At 72.9% G+C, this 15,570-nt stretch carries 13 protein-coding genes; 5 read left to right on the forward strand and 8 right to left on the reverse strand.

Features of this window, described 5'->3' with window-relative positions:
* Nucleotides 1-5 precede the first annotated feature (5 nt).
* Nucleotides 6-1,625, reverse strand: coding sequence for an ABC-F family ATP-binding cassette domain-containing protein (locus tag QIT00_RS02085; RefSeq protein WP_282533286.1), 1,620 nt, complete (start codon nucleotides 1,623-1,625; stop codon nucleotides 6-8).
* Between the two features lie 170 nt (nucleotides 1,626-1,795).
* Between QIT00_RS02085 and QIT00_RS02090 the strand changes: the two genes are divergently transcribed.
* The 4 genes from QIT00_RS02090 (at nucleotide 1,796) to mdlC (ending at nucleotide 6,153) form a co-directional block, all read left to right on the forward strand.
* A complete protein-coding gene (locus QIT00_RS02090) occupies nucleotides 1,796-2,605 on the forward strand; it encodes a class I SAM-dependent methyltransferase (protein WP_282533287.1) in 810 nt (269 codons plus the stop codon).
* An 87-nt stretch (nucleotides 2,606-2,692) separates the two neighbouring features.
* The gene (locus tag QIT00_RS02095) at nucleotides 2,693-3,691 is read left to right on the forward strand and encodes an ABC transporter substrate-binding protein (RefSeq protein ID WP_282533288.1); all 999 of its coding nucleotides are present in this window, start codon (nucleotides 2,693-2,695) and stop codon (nucleotides 3,689-3,691) included.
* Between the two features lie 10 nt (nucleotides 3,692-3,701).
* Complete coding sequence (locus tag QIT00_RS02100; protein ID WP_282533289.1) at nucleotides 3,702-4,481, forward strand: ABC transporter permease; 780 nt, start codon at nucleotides 3,702-3,704, stop codon at nucleotides 4,479-4,481.
* A 52-nt stretch (nucleotides 4,482-4,533) separates the two neighbouring features.
* Entirely contained in the window at nucleotides 4,534-6,153 is a 1,620-nt protein-coding gene (gene mdlC, locus QIT00_RS02105; protein WP_282533290.1) for a benzoylformate decarboxylase, read from the forward strand.
* A gap of 183 nt (nucleotides 6,154-6,336) precedes the next feature.
* Here mdlC and QIT00_RS02110 read toward each other — a convergent pair whose 3' ends face one another.
* Nucleotides 6,337-8,226 carry a transketolase gene (locus QIT00_RS02110; RefSeq protein WP_282533291.1) on the reverse strand — a complete coding sequence of 630 codons (1,890 nt, stop codon included), beginning with the start codon at nucleotides 8,224-8,226 and terminating at the stop codon, nucleotides 6,337-6,339.
* 283 nt (nucleotides 8,227-8,509) lie between these two features.
* Here QIT00_RS02110 and QIT00_RS02115 point away from each other — a divergent pair, with 283 nt between their 5' ends.
* A complete protein-coding gene (locus QIT00_RS02115) occupies nucleotides 8,510-8,863 on the forward strand; it encodes a VOC family protein (RefSeq protein ID WP_282533292.1) in 354 nt (117 codons plus the stop codon).
* Nucleotides 8,864-8,997: 134 nt separating this feature from the next.
* On the opposite strand, the gene QIT00_RS02120 is transcribed toward QIT00_RS02115, so the two are convergent.
* The 6 genes from QIT00_RS02120 to QIT00_RS02150 form a co-directional block, all read right to left on the reverse strand.
* Nucleotides 8,998-10,956 carry a DUF5107 domain-containing protein gene (locus tag QIT00_RS02120; RefSeq protein WP_282533293.1) on the reverse strand — a complete coding sequence of 653 codons (1,959 nt, stop codon included), beginning with the start codon at nucleotides 10,954-10,956 and terminating at the stop codon, nucleotides 8,998-9,000.
* Nucleotides 10,957-11,010: 54 nt separating this feature from the next.
* Nucleotides 11,011-11,508, reverse strand: coding sequence for a hypothetical protein (locus tag QIT00_RS02125; protein ID WP_408909700.1), 498 nt, complete (start codon nucleotides 11,506-11,508; stop codon nucleotides 11,011-11,013).
* Between the two features lie 235 nt (nucleotides 11,509-11,743).
* Nucleotides 11,744-11,992, reverse strand: coding sequence for a LapA family protein (locus QIT00_RS02135; protein WP_282533295.1), 249 nt, complete (start codon nucleotides 11,990-11,992; stop codon nucleotides 11,744-11,746).
* Between the two features lie 186 nt (nucleotides 11,993-12,178).
* Nucleotides 12,179-14,017, reverse strand: coding sequence for a CocE/NonD family hydrolase (locus QIT00_RS02140; RefSeq protein WP_282533296.1), 1,839 nt, complete (start codon nucleotides 14,015-14,017; stop codon nucleotides 12,179-12,181).
* Nucleotides 14,018-14,282: 265 nt separating this feature from the next.
* Complete coding sequence (locus QIT00_RS02145; RefSeq protein WP_282533486.1) at nucleotides 14,283-15,176, reverse strand: aminoglycoside phosphotransferase family protein; 894 nt, start codon at nucleotides 15,174-15,176, stop codon at nucleotides 14,283-14,285.
* Between the two features lie 11 nt (nucleotides 15,177-15,187).
* Complete coding sequence (locus QIT00_RS02150) at nucleotides 15,188-15,565, reverse strand: VOC family protein (protein ID WP_282533297.1); 378 nt, start codon at nucleotides 15,563-15,565, stop codon at nucleotides 15,188-15,190.
* Nucleotides 15,566-15,570 lie beyond the last annotated feature (5 nt).

The following is a 15,570-nucleotide window of genomic DNA, read 5'->3' on the forward strand; positions in this document are numbered from 1 at the left end:
CGGCCTCAGCGCGCGCGCTCGACCCGCCGCTCGTCCCACACCGGCTCCGACGTCTCGCGGACACGCCCGTCCGACCCGAACACCAGGTACCGATCGAAGGCGCGGGCGAACCAGCGGTCGTGGGTGACCGCGAGGACCGTGCCCTGGAAGGATTCCAGGCCTTCCTGGAGGGCCTCCGCGGACTCCAGGTCGAGGTTGTCCGTCGGCTCGTCGAGGAGCAGGGCCGTGCAGCCCTCCAGTTCGAGGAGCAGGATCTGGAAGCGGGCCTGCTGGCCGCCCGAGAGGCGTTCGAAGGCCTGCTCGGCCTGAGCCGTCAGCTCGTACCGCCGCAGTCGGGACATCGCGGCGCCGCGGTCCTGCGCGTGCTCGCGCCACAGGATGTCGAGGAGCGTGCGGCCGAACAGCTCCGGGTGCGCGTGGGTCTGCGCGAAGTGGCCGGGCACGACGCGCGCGCCGAGCTTCCACTCCCCCGTGTGCGTCACGTCCTCACCGGCGAGGAGGCGCAGGAAGTGGGACTTGCCGGAGCCGTTGGAGCCGAGCACGGCGACCCGCTCGCCGTAGAACACCTCCAGGTCGAAGGGGCGCATCAGGCCGGTGAGTTCGAGGCCGACGCAGGTCACGGCGCGCACACCCGTACGGCCGCCGTGCAGGCGCATCGTGATGTCCTGCTCGCGGGGCGGCTCCGGCGGCGGCCCGGCCTCCTCGAACTTGCGCAGCCGGGTCTGCGCGGCCGCGTACCGGGACGCCATCTCGTGGCTGACCGCGGCGGCCTGCCGGAGGTTGATCACCAGCTTCTTCAGCTGGGCGTGCTTCTCGTCCCAGCGGCGGCGCAACTCCTCGAAGCGGGCGAAGCGCTCGCGCCGCGCCTCGTGGTACGTACCGAAGCCGCCGCCGTGCACCCAGGCGTCGGCACCCGCGGGGCCCGGCTCGACGCTGACGATCTTCTCGGCGGCGCGGGCGAGCAGCTCGCGATCGTGGGAGACGAAGAGGACCGTCTTGCGGGTCTCCCGGAGCTTCTCCTCCAGCCAGCGCTTGCCCGGTACGTCGAGGTAGTTGTCCGGCTCGTCGAGGAGCAGGACCTCGTCGGTGCCGCGCAGCAGCGACTCCAGGACGAGCCGCTTCTGCTCGCCGCCGCTGAGGGTGCGTACGTCACGGAACTGGGCCTTGTCGTACGGCACGCCGAGTGCGGCCGTGGTGCACATGTCCCAGACGGTCTCGGCCTCGTACCCCTGCACCTCGGCCCAATCGGAGAGGGCCTGCGCGTACTGGAGCTGGGCGGCCTCGTCGTCGACGGTCATGAGGGCGTACTCGGCGGCGTCGACGGCCCGCGCGGCCTCGCGGATGCGCGGCGGGGCGACGGAGACGAGCAGGTCGCGGACGGTGGTCTCGTCGCGTACGGAACCGACGAACTGCGGCATGACGCCGAGGCCGCCGGTGACGTTGACGCCGCCGCCGTGCGGTTGCAGCTCGCCGGAGAGCAGCCTGAGCAGGGTCGTCTTCCCGGCGCCGTTCGGCCCGACGAGCGCGACGACCGCACCCTCACCGACCCGGAACGAGACGTCGCCGAGCAACGTGCGCCCGTCGGGGAGGTGGTATTCGAGGTGTGCGGCTTCCAAGTGACCCATGGTTCCGCATTCTCGACGGGCGGCGGCGAGCGGGGCAAACGCGTTTCCCTCAGACACTCTCTCGTCCATATCGCGAGACGCCCGTCTCATTATGTGGCGAGAGCGCGTACGGTGCTGTCATCGCTTCCGGGCCTGTACGGGGTCCGGGCGTCGAGTAAGGAGACCGCGCCATGCCGAAGGAGACCGCCGTCTACACCCACGGGCACCACGCGTCCGTGCTGCGCTCGCACACCTGGCGGACCGCCGCCAACTCCGCCGCGTACCTCGTCGGCGAGCTGAAGCCGCACATGGCGATCCTGGACGTCGGCTGCGGACCCGGCACCATCACCGCCGACCTGGCCGCGCTGGTCCCGCAGGGCCGCGTCACCGGAGTCGACGCGGCGCCCGGCATCCTCGACCGGGCCCGCGCCACGGCGGCCGAACGCGGCCTGGACAACGTGGAGTTCGCGGTCGCCGACGTGCACGCGCTCGGCTTCCCGGACGACACGTTCTGCGTGGCCCACGCCCACCAGGTGCTCCAGCACGTCGGCGATCCGGTGCGGGCGCTGCGCGAGCTGCGGCGCGTGGTGAGGCCCGGCGGCATCGTCGCCGTACGCGACTCCGACTACGCGGCGATGACCTGGTACCCGCGCACGCCCGGCCTGGACGACTGGCTGGATCTGTACGAGCGGGTGGCCCTCGCCAACGGCGGCGAACCGGACGCGGGCCGCAGGCTCAAGTCGTGGGCCCTGGAGGCGGGCTTCACGGACGTCACGGCGACGTCCTCGACCTGGACCTTCAGCACGCCTCAGGAGCGCGCCTGGTGGAGCGGCCTGTGGGCCGAGCGCACCACGGACTCCTCGTACGCCCGCCGCGCCACCGAGTCCGGCCACGCGGACGAGGCGGCGCTCCACGCGATCTCGGCCGCGTGGCGTACGTGGGGCGAGCAGGCGGACGGGTGGTTCGCGGTGCTGCACGGGGAGCTGCTCTGCCGGGTCTGAGGCCATGAGGAGACCGGCGGCACTCGACACACGCGGCCGGAAAGTACCCCTGGCAGTTGATTCAGTGAGCAACTAGCCTCGCCGAGCATGCAGGCTCAACTGGGTTCGGTACGGGGAAAGTTGAAGGCCGCGACCGCCGCGACCGCCGCGACCGTCGGGCTCGCCCTAGCGGCCGCAGGCTGTTCCGGGGGTGCGGACGGGAGAGCCGGGGACGAGGCGGGCGGCCTGGAGAAGAGCACCGTCACCGTCGCCTCGCTGCCCCTGGTGGACGTGGCGCCGCTGCACATCGCGGTCGAGCGGAAGCTCTTCGAGAAGGAGGGCCTGACGGTGCGGATCAAACCCGTGCAGCAGTCCGTACAGGCCCTGCCCGCGCTCGCCAACGGACAGCTCGACGTCATCGCGGGCGCCAACTACGTCACCTTCTTGCAGGCGAGGGAGAAGGGCACGCTCGACCCGCGGATCCTCGCCGAGGGCGCCACCCTCTCGCCCGGCATGATGGACGTCGTCGTGCCGAAGGACTCGCCGGTCAAGTCGGCCGCCGACCTCAAGGGCAAGTCGGTCGCGGTGAACATCCTCAACAACATCCAGTCGCTGACCTTCGACGCGGTGCTCGCGAAGGACAAGGCGGGACCGGTGGAGTACCGGCAGATCCCCTTCCCGCAGATGGGCGTCGCCCTGGAGGAGAAGCAGGTGGACGCCGCGCACGTCGTCGAGCCGTTCCTGTCGGACGTGAAGGAGAAGCTCGGCGCGCGTGTCGTCGCCGAGGGCGGGGCGTCCCCCGTGCGGGGCCTGCCGATCAGCGGGTACGTCAGCACCGACACGTTCGCCGAGGAGAACCCCCGTACCGCCGCGGCCTTCCGGCGCGCCATCCGCAAGGCGCAGGCGCTCGCCAAGCGGGACCGGGCCGCCGTCGACGCGGTGCTGCCGGGGTATGCGCGCATCACGCCCGAGCGGGCCCGCGAGCTGACGCTGCCGGGCTTCCCCGACGAGTCCGATCCGCGGCGGATGCGGAAGCTGATCGACCTGATGGTGGAGGAGAAACTCCTCAAGAAGCCCGTCGACCCGGCCGATTTGCTGGGCACCTGAGGAGGTGCCGGTGACGTTCCCGCACCGCTGGGGTGTGCTCGCACTGGCCGTGCTCGTCTGGCAGTTCGCGGCCGGCGCGCACGGCAGTGTGTTCTTCCCGCCGCCGTCGACGATCGCCGCGCACATGCACGGCCTGTGGTTCGACGGGCCCGTGGCGCACGCCTTCCTCTCCGAGACCGCCGTCGGCACCATCCTGCCGAGCGTCGCCAGGATGGGCGCCGGGTTCCTGCTCGCCGCCGCGCTCGGCGTGGTCCTCGGCCTGGCCCTCGGCCGCTCCGCGTACGCGCACGCCGCACTCGACCCGGTACTCCAGTTCGCCCGCGCCGTGCCGCCGCCCGCCCTCGTGCCGGTGTTCGTGGTGTTCCTGGAGTTCGGTACGCAGATGCAGGTGACGTCCATCGTGTTCAGTGCCGTCTGGCCAGTGCTGATCAATACGGCGGAGGGGGCGCGCGGCGTGGACCCGGTGCAGGTGGAGACGGCGCGGGTGTACGGCCTGAGCGGACCGCAGCGGGTGCGGTTCCTGCTGCTTCCCGCCGCCCTGCCGAAGATCTTCGCGGGCCTGCGGCTCTCGCTCTCCCTCTCCCTGATCCTGATGGTCTTCTCCGAGCTGCTGCCCGGCACGGCCGACGGCCTCGGCTTCCAGCTCACCGACGCGCAGAGCCGCTCCGACCTGCTGACGGTCTGGGCGGTGATCGTGCTCCTCGGCATCCTCGGCTATCTGTGCAACGCCGCGCTGCTCGGCGTGGAGCGGCGGCTGCTCGGTTGGCACGCGGGCGCACGCGGCGGCTGAGCACGCCTGCCCGGACCCGTACGACTTCCCCTCTGCGCAAAGGAGTTGAACGATGGCCCCGCTGATCCCCCTGACCCCGCCGCCGACGACCGTACGGGACGCGGTTCTGGACCTGTGCCGGCGCACGGGCATGACGACGGTGTTCGGCAACCCCGGCTCCACCGAGCTGCGCATGCTCCGCGACTGGCCCGCCGACTTCCGGTACGTCCTCGGCCTCCAGGAGTCCGTAGCCGTCGCCATGGCCGCCGGGCACGCCCTCGGCACGGGCCGTGCGGCACTGGTGAATTTGCACTCGGCGGGCGGGGTCGGGCACAGCCTCGGCGCGGTCTTCAACGCGTACCGCGACCGGGTGCCCGTCGTGATCGTCGCGGGCCAGCAGTCCCGTGCGCTCCTCCCCCTGCACCCGTTCCTCGGCGCCGACGAGCCCGCCGAGTTCCCCCGCCCGTACGTGAAGTGGAGCCGCCAGCCCGCACGCGCCGAGGACGTGCCGGCCGCGCTCGCCGAGGCCCACCGGGTGGCGATGACGCATCCGCGCGGACCGGTGTTCCTCTCCGTGCCGGAGGACGACTGGGACGCACCGGCCGAGCCCGTGGCGCCGCGCAGCGTGCACGGCTCCTTCACGGCCACGCCCGACGCCCTCGCCGAACTCGCCACCCGGCTCGACGGGTGCGCGCGGCCCGCGCTCGTGGTGGGGCCCGGCGTGGACGACGAGGGCGCGCTCGACGAGGTGGTGGCGCTCGCCGAGCGGACCCGGGCCGGGGTGTGGATCAGCCCGATGTCGGGCCGCTCCGGCTTCCCCGAGACCCATCCCCTCTTCCAGGGCTTCCTGCCGCCGGTACGGGAGCAGTTGGCGGACCGGCTCGCGGGCTGCGACGTGGTGGTGGCGCTCGGCGCGCCGCTGTTCACGTACCACGTCAGCGGTACGGGGCCGCTGCTCGGCGACGGCTGCGCGCTGTTCCACCTGGACTGCGACCCGGCGCAGGCGGCGTGGCTGCCGGTGGGCACGAGCATCCTGACGACGCTGCGGGCGGGCGTCGAGACGCTCACGTCGATGCTGAAACCGGCCACGCGGACGGCCCCTCCGCCGCGCCCGCAGGTCTCCCGGGCCGTCCCGACGGATCCGCCGTCGGCGGCGTACGTCCTGGACGCCCTGGCCGAACTCCTGCCTCCGGAGCGGGTGTTGGTGGAGGAGGCGCCCAGTCACCGCGAGGCGCTGCACGCGCGGGTGCCGGTCCGGCGGGCGGGCGCGTTCCTCACGACGGGCAGCGGCGCCCTCGGCTGGGGCCTGCCCCTCGCGGTGGGCCGCGCGCTCGCCGGGGGCGGGCGGGTGGTGTGCGTGGTGGGCGACGGTTCGGCGATGTACTCGGTGCAGGCGATCTGGTCGGCGGTACGGCACCGGGCGCCGGTGACGTTCGTGGTGTTGGACAACGGGGGCTACGAGGCGGTCAAGGCGCTCGGCCGGCGGCTCGGTGCGGATGCCGTGCCCGGCACGGACCTCGGCGGTATCGACTTCGCGGCTCTCGCGGCGTCGTTCGGGTGCGCGGCGACGGAGGTGGACTCGCCGGAACTTCTCCGGCCCGAGCTGGTCCGTGCGCTGGAGCCGGCGGGTGGGGGGCCGGTGTTGGTGCGGGTTCGGGTGCGGGGGGAACGGGGGGCGGCGTACGGCGAGTGAGTTTTCCCCTACCCGCCCCTTCCCGAAAGTCCTGCCGGACGGGCCTCCTCAATCGCCGGAGGGGCTGAATTTGCCGGTCCGGGGCTCAAATTGAGCCCCTCCGGCGATTGAGGAGCGGGGTCCGGGGCGGAGCCCCGAAGCTCCGCAGGATTTCGGGAAGGGGCGGGGCGGGGCGGGGAAAGATCACGCCACCACGGCCTGCTCCACAAGAAGCCGGGCCGCCGCCTCGATCGACTCCGCATCGATCCCCGCCGCGTGCAGCTGCTCCTCCGGTGTCGCCGAGCCCGGCATCGTGCGGACCGCCAGGCGGACGAGGCGCGGGGGCGGGCTCCCATCGGCGAAGACCTCCGCCACCGCGTCCCCGATACCGCCCTCCTCACGGTGGTCCTCGACCGTGAGCAGGCAGCCGGTGTCCGCCGCCGCCTCACGCAGCGTGGCCCGGTCCACCGGCTTGACCGAGTACAGGTCGATGACCCGCACCCGGATCCCGTACGCCGCGAGGACATCCGCGGCGGTGAGCGCCTCGTGCACGGTGGCCCCGGCCGCGACGACGGTCAGCCGGTCCTCGTCGTGCGTGCGCAGCACCTTGCTCCCGCCGACCGGGAACCGCTCCCCCGGTGTGTAGATCACCGGGGTGTCGCCGCGCGTCGTCCGCAGATAGCGGATGCCGGTCTGCTGCGCCAACTCCGCGACCAGCTGGGCCGTCTGGTTGGCGTCGCAGGGGTACACGACCGTGGAGCCGTGCACGGTCCGGAACATCGCCAGGTCCTCCAGACCCATCTGGGACGGCCCGTCCTCACCGATCCCGACGCCCGCGTGCGAGCCGACGAGCACCATGGAGGCCCCGCTGACGGCGGCCATCCGCACGAAGTCGTAGGCGCGCGTCAGGAACGCGGCGAAGGTGCCGGCGTACGGGAGGTATCCGCGTACGGCCATGCCCGTGGCGGTGGCGACGAGTTGCTGTTCGGCGATGTAGCACTCGAAGTACCGCTCGGGGTGTTCCTCGCCGAAGAGCTGGGTGCGGGTCGAGTCGCCGACCTCGCCGTCCAGGGCCACGACGTCGTCGCGGACGGTGCCGAGCGCCGTGAGGGCCGCGCCGTAGGCGTCCCGGGTGGCCTTGTGCGTGCCGGGGGCGTAGTGCGGCAGGTCGGGGGCGCCGCGGTGGGCGACCGTCAACACCCGGGTGGGGCCGGGGGGTTGGACCTGGACGTGCAGGTCGCGTACGCCGCCGAGTTCCGCGATCGCCGCCTCGGGGTCGGGCAACGGCTTGCCGTGCAGGCCCTCCTGGTCCTCCGCCGCGGCGACGCCCTTGCCCTTGAGGGTGCGGGCGAGGATCACGGTGGGCTGCCCGGCGGTGGAGCGGGCCTCGTTGAAGGCGCGGTCGAGGGTGTCGATGTCGTGCCCGTCCTCGACCTCGACGGTGTGCCAGCCGAAGGCGGCGAAGCGCCGGGCGTACGCGGAGAGGTCGTGGCCGTGCCGGGTGGGGCCGCGCTGGCCGAGCCGGTTGACGTCGACCAGGAGGGTCAGCCGGTCCAGCTGCTCGTACGCGGCGTGCTCGGCGGCCTCCCAGACCGAGCCCTCGGCGAGCTCGCTGTCGCCGCAGAGCACCCACACCCGGTGGTCGTCGCGCTCCAGGCGGGCGGCCGCGAGGGCGATGCCGACGCCGACCGGCAGGCCCTGGCCGAGCGATCCGGTGGCGACCTCGACCCACGGCAGGCGCTGCGGAGTCGGGTGCCCTTCGAGGCGGCTGCCGTGCTTGCGGAACGTCATCATCTCGTCGTCGGTGAGCGCCCCGGCCGCCTTGAACGCGGCGTACAGGAGCGGCGACGCATGCCCCTTGGAGAGGACGAAGCGGTCGTTGCCGGGGTGCTCGGGCCGCTCGAAGTCGTAGTGGAAGTGCCGGCCGAGCAGCACCGCCATCAGCTCGGCGGCCGACATGGACGAAGTCGGGTGACCGGAGCCCGCGGCGGCGGCCATCCGGACGGAGTCGACGCGGAACTGCTGGGCGAGCTCAACGAGTTGGGCGGGGGCCGGAGTGCTGGCGGGAGTGCGGGGTTCGGTGGCGGAGTCCATGGCGGGCCTCAGTCCTTCCTGTCCGGGGTAGGGGGCATCCGGCAGGCCCGGACAGGGAGACGGTGACCCTGCGTGGCTCCCGGACACCCGTGGCGACCGACCCCGGCTCGGCGCAGGCGGTTGCGGGCAGGCTGTTGCGTACACGCGGTGGTGCAGGCACTCCGAGTGCCCCTGACACCCCGCCCCAAACATGAGCATATAAGGGCAACCGGCCCCGCCCTCCGATGCCCCGATGCGGTCGAAACGATCACAAGGCCCTTGGGCGCCAACTACCCTGCCCCGTATGGAGATCCTGGGAACCACGCTGCGCATCTGCGTCGATGACCTGGACGCCGCCGTCGCGTTCTACGAGCAGCTGACCGGCGCGGAGGCGCAGCGCTCCGATCGCGGTGGGGTGTCCGTCGCCGCCGTGGGCTGCTTCCTCCTGATGAGCGGGCCTGCGGCCGAGCTGGATGTGCTGCGGAAGGTGACCGCGACCGTCGCCGTGCCGGATGTCGACGAGGCCGCGCAGGTCCTCACCGGCTCCGGCGGCCGCGTCGTCGCGGGGCCTGTGGCCACGCCGGTGGGCCGCAACCTGATCGCGCTGCACCCGGACGGAGCGATCTTCGAGTACGCGGACCGTCGGCCGACTGCCTGAGCTTTTCCCCTCCCCGCCCCTTCCCGAAAGCTTGCAGCGGCTTCGGGGGCCAGCCCCCGGACCCCCGCTCCTCAATCGCCGGAGGGGCTCAATTTTGAGCCCTCGGGAAGGGGCGGGGAGGGGAGGGGAAAACCTCAGACCGTCGGCCGCATCCGGAAGTCGTACACCGGAGGCAACCGCTCGTCCGTGAGGCGGGACCACACCTCCCCCACCGCCTCCGCCCCCTCCCGCAGATCCGCCACCTCGAAGCCCGCGTCGTAGACCGCCCGCGCGGCCGGCCGGTCGCCCTCCGCGAGGAGCAGCCGGGCCAGGATCAGGCGGAAGCGGCCGCGCTCCCGGATCGCCGGGTCCAGGCGCGACCACACCGAACGGGCCGCCGCCGGGCGCTCCACGGCGAGCAGCGCGTCGATCGCCTCGCGCGCGAGCGCGACCGTCGCCGCCGTCCACTCACCCCCCTCGCCCCGCTCGGCACACAGCCGGTCGAAGGACTCGGCGTAGCGGTCTGCGGCACGCTCCAGGTGTCCCGTCTCGCGATCCGCCACGGCGAGGCAGCGCAGCAACGGCCAGGCGCCGGAGGCGAGTTCGAGACCGCGTTCCCAACTGCGCACCGCCTGCGCCCGGTCCCCGGCATGCCACTGTGCGACGCCCAGGTGGTACTCGGTGACGGGATCGGCGGGCGCCGTCTCCAGCATGTCCCGCCAGGCCCGGCTGACGAGGGTCGGCCCCGGCGGCGCGTCCCCGGGCGGCACGGGGTAGGTGCCGCCGCGCAACAGCTCCAGCCATGGCTCCTGCGCGGCGCCGAGCGTCGACGGCTCGAAGGGCGTACCCGGCAACTTCCCACCCGTGCGGGCCACTTCGAGCGCGCCCCAGCCGGAGCCGGTGTGGAGCCGCTCGCCGGGTTCGGTGTCGGCGCGGGTCAGCCACGCCTCGTACGCCTCCTCGACGGTGGTGCGCGGCAGTGCCGACGCGAGCCGACCCGCGACCTCCGCGCGGGCCGCCGCCCAGTCCGTGCCGTGCGACCGCTCCGGGTCGGTGGCCAGCGGCCCGTACGCCTCCAGCCAGCTGAACTCGCTCTCCGCCTCCAGCTTCACGTGCTCCAGCTGGGTACGGGCGAGGCCCGCCTGGATCTCGGCGTATCCTCCCGTGCCGGGTTCGGTGAGCCAGCTCTGCCAGCGTCTGCCGCCGGTGCCCGCGCCCCACAGGAACAGCTTGCGGCCGCGCAGCAGGTCGGTGGAGGTCTGCACGAGGCCGTGCCCCTCGCCGTCGAGCGCCGCGATCCAGCGCCGTTCGCCGTCGGGTACCTCGTAGAAGTAGTCCGCCGGGTACGTGCCGTGCAGCGGGTACGAGCGGTCCACCCCGTCGGACACCGGCGCGGGCACCCGGCGCAGGGTGCGCTCGTACCCGAAGTGCCAGGCCTCGTCGGCCGGTACGAGGACGCGGTGCTCCTCGGGCACGGCGATGTTGGACCACCAGTAGGCGGGCGCCGGCTTCTCGTGCGGGTTGCGGACGCGGACCCCGACGTACAGGAAGTCCGAGCCGTCCGGCAGCCACAGGTCGACCTGGAAGGGCAGGTCGCGCAGGCGTTCCCACTCCCACAGGCGCAGCATCGGGCTGCCGTCGGGGCCCGGTACGGGCGCGGCGTGCACGGGTGCGCAGGAGAGCGTGGTGTGGCCGGTGGCGCCGATGTTCCACTCGATGCCGCCGGAGAACCAGGCGCCGTTGAGCGCGAAGTCGGCGGGCTGGAACACCGGGTTGCGGTACAGGAGTTCACGTTCGGACGGCTTGTGGACCAGGGAGTGGATACGGCCGCCGAGCCCGGGCAGGACGGTGACGCGCAGCCGGTCGTTCTCCAGGACGAGGGTGTCGAGGGCGACCTCGGCGCGGTCGCGCCCGTACCCGTCGAGCAGGCGCACGGGCAGGACGCCGCGCAGCGGTTCGTACCCGACCTGGCGGGCCATGTCGCGGGGCAGGCCTGCGCGGGTGCGCTCGTCGACGGTGTGCGCCTCGTCGAGCGGCCGGAGCGCGGGCAGGGGGTTCTCCGGGCCCAACTCCACGCCCGGAACGGTCAGTACGTCGGCTCGGATCGTCGTCACCCGACCATGGAACAACGCCGGACGCCACCGGGCCAGAGGCCGTTCCCCTCGGGTTCAGGAAGGGTCGGCGAAGGCGGCGACGACCAGGCCGGCGAGGAGGGCTCCGGCGGTGGCGTCGGGGTCGAGGTCCGGGTCGTGGATGGTGACGTTGAGGCCGACGCAGCGTTCGGAGGCGAGCAACGTGCCGAGGACGGCGGCGAGCTCGTCCGGAAGCAGGCCGTCCGGATCTGGACGTGTGGGGGTCCCCCCACCGGCGGCGAGCCCGTACCGTCCGATGCGGCGCATGGCGAGGGACGCGCCCAGCTGGATCGAGCAGTCGCCGCCGAGCACGAGCGGGAAGTCCCCGGCCCTCAGGTGCCCTTCGATGCGGTCGGCAAGCTTCACCGTGTACGCGGCGATGGTGGCGGCGTTGAGCGCTGCGGGACCCGGCCTACTCGGGGAGAGGCGGGGCACTTCTCCGTCTTCTTCACCACGCCCACCTCCACCTTCCGCTCGGCGAGTTCGACGCCGGCCTCGGGTGTCTGTGTGCACACCTTCCAGTTCGGCGGCCACAGCACCTGCCGCTCGAAGCCGCTGAGGTCGTGGGCCTCGACGCGGGTGCGGTGGTCGACCGTGCGGAAGACGTCCATGAGCGGCCGCCCGTTGAAGTCCGGCACCGGCGGCCCGGCAGCGGTGGCGGTGGCGGCAGCGGTGGCGGTGGCGGTGGCGGCGACGGACGGTGTCGCGGTGAGCGCGGTTGCCGCCAGAGCGGTGGCGGTGAGCACTCCGAGGCGACGGACAGCGGTCCTCACTGGCGCCTCCGCATGAAGTAGGCCCCGCAGAGCGCGCCGATCAGTCCGGTGGCGAGGAGCGCCGTCCAGAGCGGCATCGTCACCTCGGGGATGAGGAGCCGGATCTTGGTGTGGCTGGTGTTCTCGAAGATGAAGACCAGGCCGAGGACGCCGAGCGCGGCGACCGTCAGCCGTGCGGGCGTGAACAGCCCGCGTGTCCTCCCGCCGCCCTTGCCACTGCCGTTCGAGGAGGCGCCTGGGCTCATGGTGGACCCTTCCGTCCGGGGCACGGCCGACCGCCGCGTGGCTCCCACCATGGACAGCCGCTCACCGTCGCGCACGATGAGCGGCCCGGCGAACCGGCCTCCGGGTGGCGAAGTGCCCCGTACGGGCTACGGAGGCCGGGGAGCCGCCGCGGCCCCGTACGGGCTACGGAGACCGGGAGCCGCCGTCTAGCGGACCACGGGCAGCCGCAGCACCCCCGTGTCCGACGGCTCGTGCGTGACCGTCACCGGCTTGACGCCCCGGTTCCCGTAGTACGCGTCGTCGCTGGCGGCGATCACGAACTGCAGGCGGTGGCCCTTCTCGTAGCGGTGCACGATGCCCGGCAGGGTCACGGTGAACTCGCGCGTCACGTCCGGCACGCGCGCGGGCGCGACCAGGCGGTGCACCAGCGTCTTGGTGCCGTCGGGCGCCACGTCGTACAGCTTCGCGAAGAGCACCAGCTGGTCCGCCGCGTCTCCGGAGTTCTGCGTCCGCTCCGCCTTCGGCGAGACGACCTTGAGGGTGGCCTTCGGGGCGCCGACGACGTCGGTGGCCTCGGTGAGCGGCTCGCTGGTCCAGTCGAGATAGGTGCCCTTGGTGTCGTGCGGGGCCGGGTCGCCGAGCCCGACGATCCCGGCGAGGGAGCTCTCGGAGTGGCTGGTGGGCACGAGCCAGTTGCGGTACTCGCGGCTGCCGCGCGCCACCTTGGCGCGGTTGTCGACGAGCTTGCCGTCCCCGGACAGATACAGCTTCTGCGAGAGCTCCGGCAGCTTCTCCGCTGTGGCGTACGCGTCGGCGCCCGGCTTCCAGTCCCGGTAGTACGCGAAGTCCGGACCGGTGTCGACGTCCTTCTGCCGGTGCAGGTAGCGGTCGAACCAGGCGAGGATGCGCTTGCCGACGTACGACGTCTCCAAGTTGCCCTCGCCCAGGTTCAGTTCACCGGACGCCGGGTCCGTCATGCCGCCGCTGTGCCCCCAGGACTGCCAGACCATCTTGGCCTCGGTGCCGTTCTTCTTGAGTGCCTTGTACGTGGCCGTCGCCTCGTTGAGGTTGAACAGCGTGTCGGCCTGCCCCTGCACGAGGAGCGTCGGCGCCTTCACCCGGTCCAGATACGAGACGGGCGAGACACCGCGCGCGTACCGCAGCATCTCGGCGGTGCGCTCGGCGGGATACCGCTTCTGGTCGAGCAGCCGCTTCGTCTCGCAGGCCCCGGCGACGAAGTGCAGGCAGCCGGAGTCGCCGAGCCGGGATGGGTCCAGGCTCGGGTTCAGCAGGCCCTGCGCCTCGCCGATGAGGAAGAACCCGTTGGTCCACTGGTACTTGTAGGCGCCGGGCGTGTCCGAGGAGACACCACCCAGGGTCGGGGACTGCGCGGTGTTGTTCGGGTCGAGCGAGTACGCCAGGTCGTTCCAGGTGATCAGCGGTACGAGGGCGTCGACGCGCTGGTCCTGGGCGGCCGTGGCCATCTGGATGGCGCCGCCGTACGAGCCGCCGATCATGCCGACGCGCGGGTCGCCCGCCGCGTCCGCGCTCACGTAGTCGGCCTTCGTGCCGTCGTCGGCGGCGCGCGTCCCGGCGAGGAAGTCCACCAGATGGGAGGCGGCGCGGCCGTCGTACTCCGGGGCGTCGAGCGAGATGGGGCAGCCGGTCTTGCCGAAGCCGAGCCCGGAGTAGGCGAGCGCCACATAGCCGCGCTCGGCGAAGGCCTTGGCGGTGGCGTCGGTGGACCCGTCGGCCTTGCTGCCGCCGAAGCCGTTGGTGGTGAGGACGGCGGGCGCCCGGTGGTCGGCGTCCACCCCGGCGGGCCGGTAGAGGTCGGCGTCCACGGTGCAGCTGCGGCCGCCCGCGTCGACGGTGAACTTCAGCGGGGTGACGGTGAACTCGCCCTCGGCCCGGGCCTGTTGGGGGGCGCTGTGCGCGGGCGCGGCGAGCACGAGGGGCGCGGCGACGGCGGCCGCGGCGACGCCGACGGAGAGGGCCAGGGTGCTGCGGGAACGCGAACGGGAATGCGAACCGGAACGGGACAACGCACGACCTCCACACTGAGGAGCGAAATTACCGCCGGGTAAGCCGGGGCCGCACTCATGCTGTGACACGTGTCAGGACGGGGTCAACGGTCGTGCACGGTGCGGGTTGACGGGGATTCAGTGAAGGTCGGTCCCGGCAGACTTGAAGACGGTCGGGCCCAACAGGGCGTACCGCCTCGGCCGTGGGCATGGCCGGAGGAGCGGCGGTCTCGATCGGCTGCGGCGGTTACGAGCGGCGGTTACGAGCGGTGGTTACGAGCGGTGGTTACGAAGGCGCTGCTCCGAGCACCGCCCGGATCACCTGCCGGGCGCCCGACGCCATCGCCGCGTTGGTGGTCCGGTAGTACGGGAGGGCGATCAGCGCCTGCGAGAGGGCACGGCCCCGGCCGCGTACCCACGTCGCGTCGTCCACGTCCAGGGCGGCGCGGAAGACTCGGCGCGCGTCGGGCGGCAGCAGGCCCCACGCCGGGAACAGGTCGCAGGCCGGGTCGCCCACGCCCACGCAGCCGAAGTCGATCACCGCGGAGAGCCGCCCGGCGGTGTCGACCAGCAGGTTGCCCGGCAGGAGATCGGCGTGCAGCCACACCGGCGGCCCGTCCCAGGCCGGGGCGTCCAGGGCCTCCTCCCACACCGCGAGGGCGGCATCGCAGTCGACGCCCTCCTGCGGAATCCCGCGCAGTTCCTCGACCGCCGCCCGCGTCCCCGCGTCGAGCAAGGCGCACGGGCCGCCGCGATGCGCCCGCGGTGCTCCGCGAAGGGTGACGTTCCGCATCGCCGTCACGAACCCGGCCAGGTCCTCGGCGAGCAGCGCCGGCTCGCGCAACGCGCCTGCCTCGGGGTTCTCCCCGGCCAGCCACCGGCCCACCGACCAGGGCCACGGGTACCCCTCGGCGGGCTCTCCGGTGGCCAGCAACTCCGGTACGGGAACGGGCAGTCGCGGCGCGAGGCGGGGCAGCCAGGTCCGGTCGAGGGCCACGTCGCCGGCGCCGCCCCGTACCAGCGGCAGCCGTACGGCCAGGTCGTCGCCGAGCCGGTACATCGCGTTGACCGTCCCACCGGAGGGAAACCGCTCAACCGGCAGCCCGGCCCACTGCGGGAACTGGCCCGCGATCAGCCGCCGCACGAGGGCCTCGTCGACAGGGTGCATGTCCGGGTGCATGTCGGCGGGCGTCAACGGCCGGTCCGGTCCGACTCGCCGCGCAGTACGCAGAACTCGTTGCCCTCCGGGTCGGCGAGGACGACCCAGCCGGTGCCGTCGGGAGATCGGTGATCGGCGACGAACGTGGCGCCGAGGCCGAGGAGCCGTTCCACCTCCTGCTCGCGCGAGGTCTCCGGGCGCAGGCACAGATGCATATGGTTCTTGACCGTCTTCGGCTCGGGCACCTGGTTGAAGTACAGGGCCGGGCCCTCCGCTAGGAGTACGCGGGTCTCCCGGTCGCCGGGACCGGACTCCGGATCGACGGGTCGGCCGGTCGCCCGGCTCCAGAAGCGGGCCAGCTCGTAGGCGTCCGCACAGTCGATCGCGATGTTCTGCACTACCGAAACCATGCGGG

The organism is Streptomyces luteolus, assembly GCF_029968015.1.
Lineage (GTDB): Bacteria > Actinomycetota > Actinomycetes > Streptomycetales > Streptomycetaceae > Streptomyces > Streptomyces luteolus.

Bases quoted from the DNA above. Each gene is read 5' to 3' on its own strand.
- QIT00_RS02085 (WP_282533286.1), bottom strand. From the start codon at position 1,625: ATGGGTCACTTGGAAGCCGCACACCTCGAATACCACCTCCCCGACGGG.
- QIT00_RS02090 (WP_282533287.1), top strand. From the start codon at position 1,796: ATGCCGAAGGAGACCGCCGTCTACACCCACGGGCACCACGCGTCCGTG.
- QIT00_RS02115 (WP_282533292.1), top strand. From the start codon at position 8,510: ATGGAGATCCTGGGAACCACGCTGCGCATCTGCGTCGATGACCTGGAC.
- QIT00_RS02095 (WP_282533288.1), top strand. From the start codon at position 2,693: ATGCAGGCTCAACTGGGTTCGGTACGGGGAAAGTTGAAGGCCGCGACC.
- mdlC (WP_282533290.1), top strand. From the start codon at position 4,534: ATGGCCCCGCTGATCCCCCTGACCCCGCCGCCGACGACCGTACGGGAC.
- QIT00_RS02150 (WP_282533297.1), bottom strand. From the start codon at position 15,565: ATGGTTTCGGTAGTGCAGAACATCGCGATCGACTGTGCGGACGCCTAC.
- QIT00_RS02145 (WP_282533486.1), bottom strand. From the start codon at position 15,176: ATGCACCCGGACATGCACCCTGTCGACGAGGCCCTCGTGCGGCGGCTG.
- QIT00_RS02135 (WP_282533295.1), bottom strand. From the start codon at position 11,992: ATGAGCCCAGGCGCCTCCTCGAACGGCAGTGGCAAGGGCGGCGGGAGG.
- QIT00_RS02110 (WP_282533291.1), bottom strand. From the start codon at position 8,226: ATGGACTCCGCCACCGAACCCCGCACTCCCGCCAGCACTCCGGCCCCC.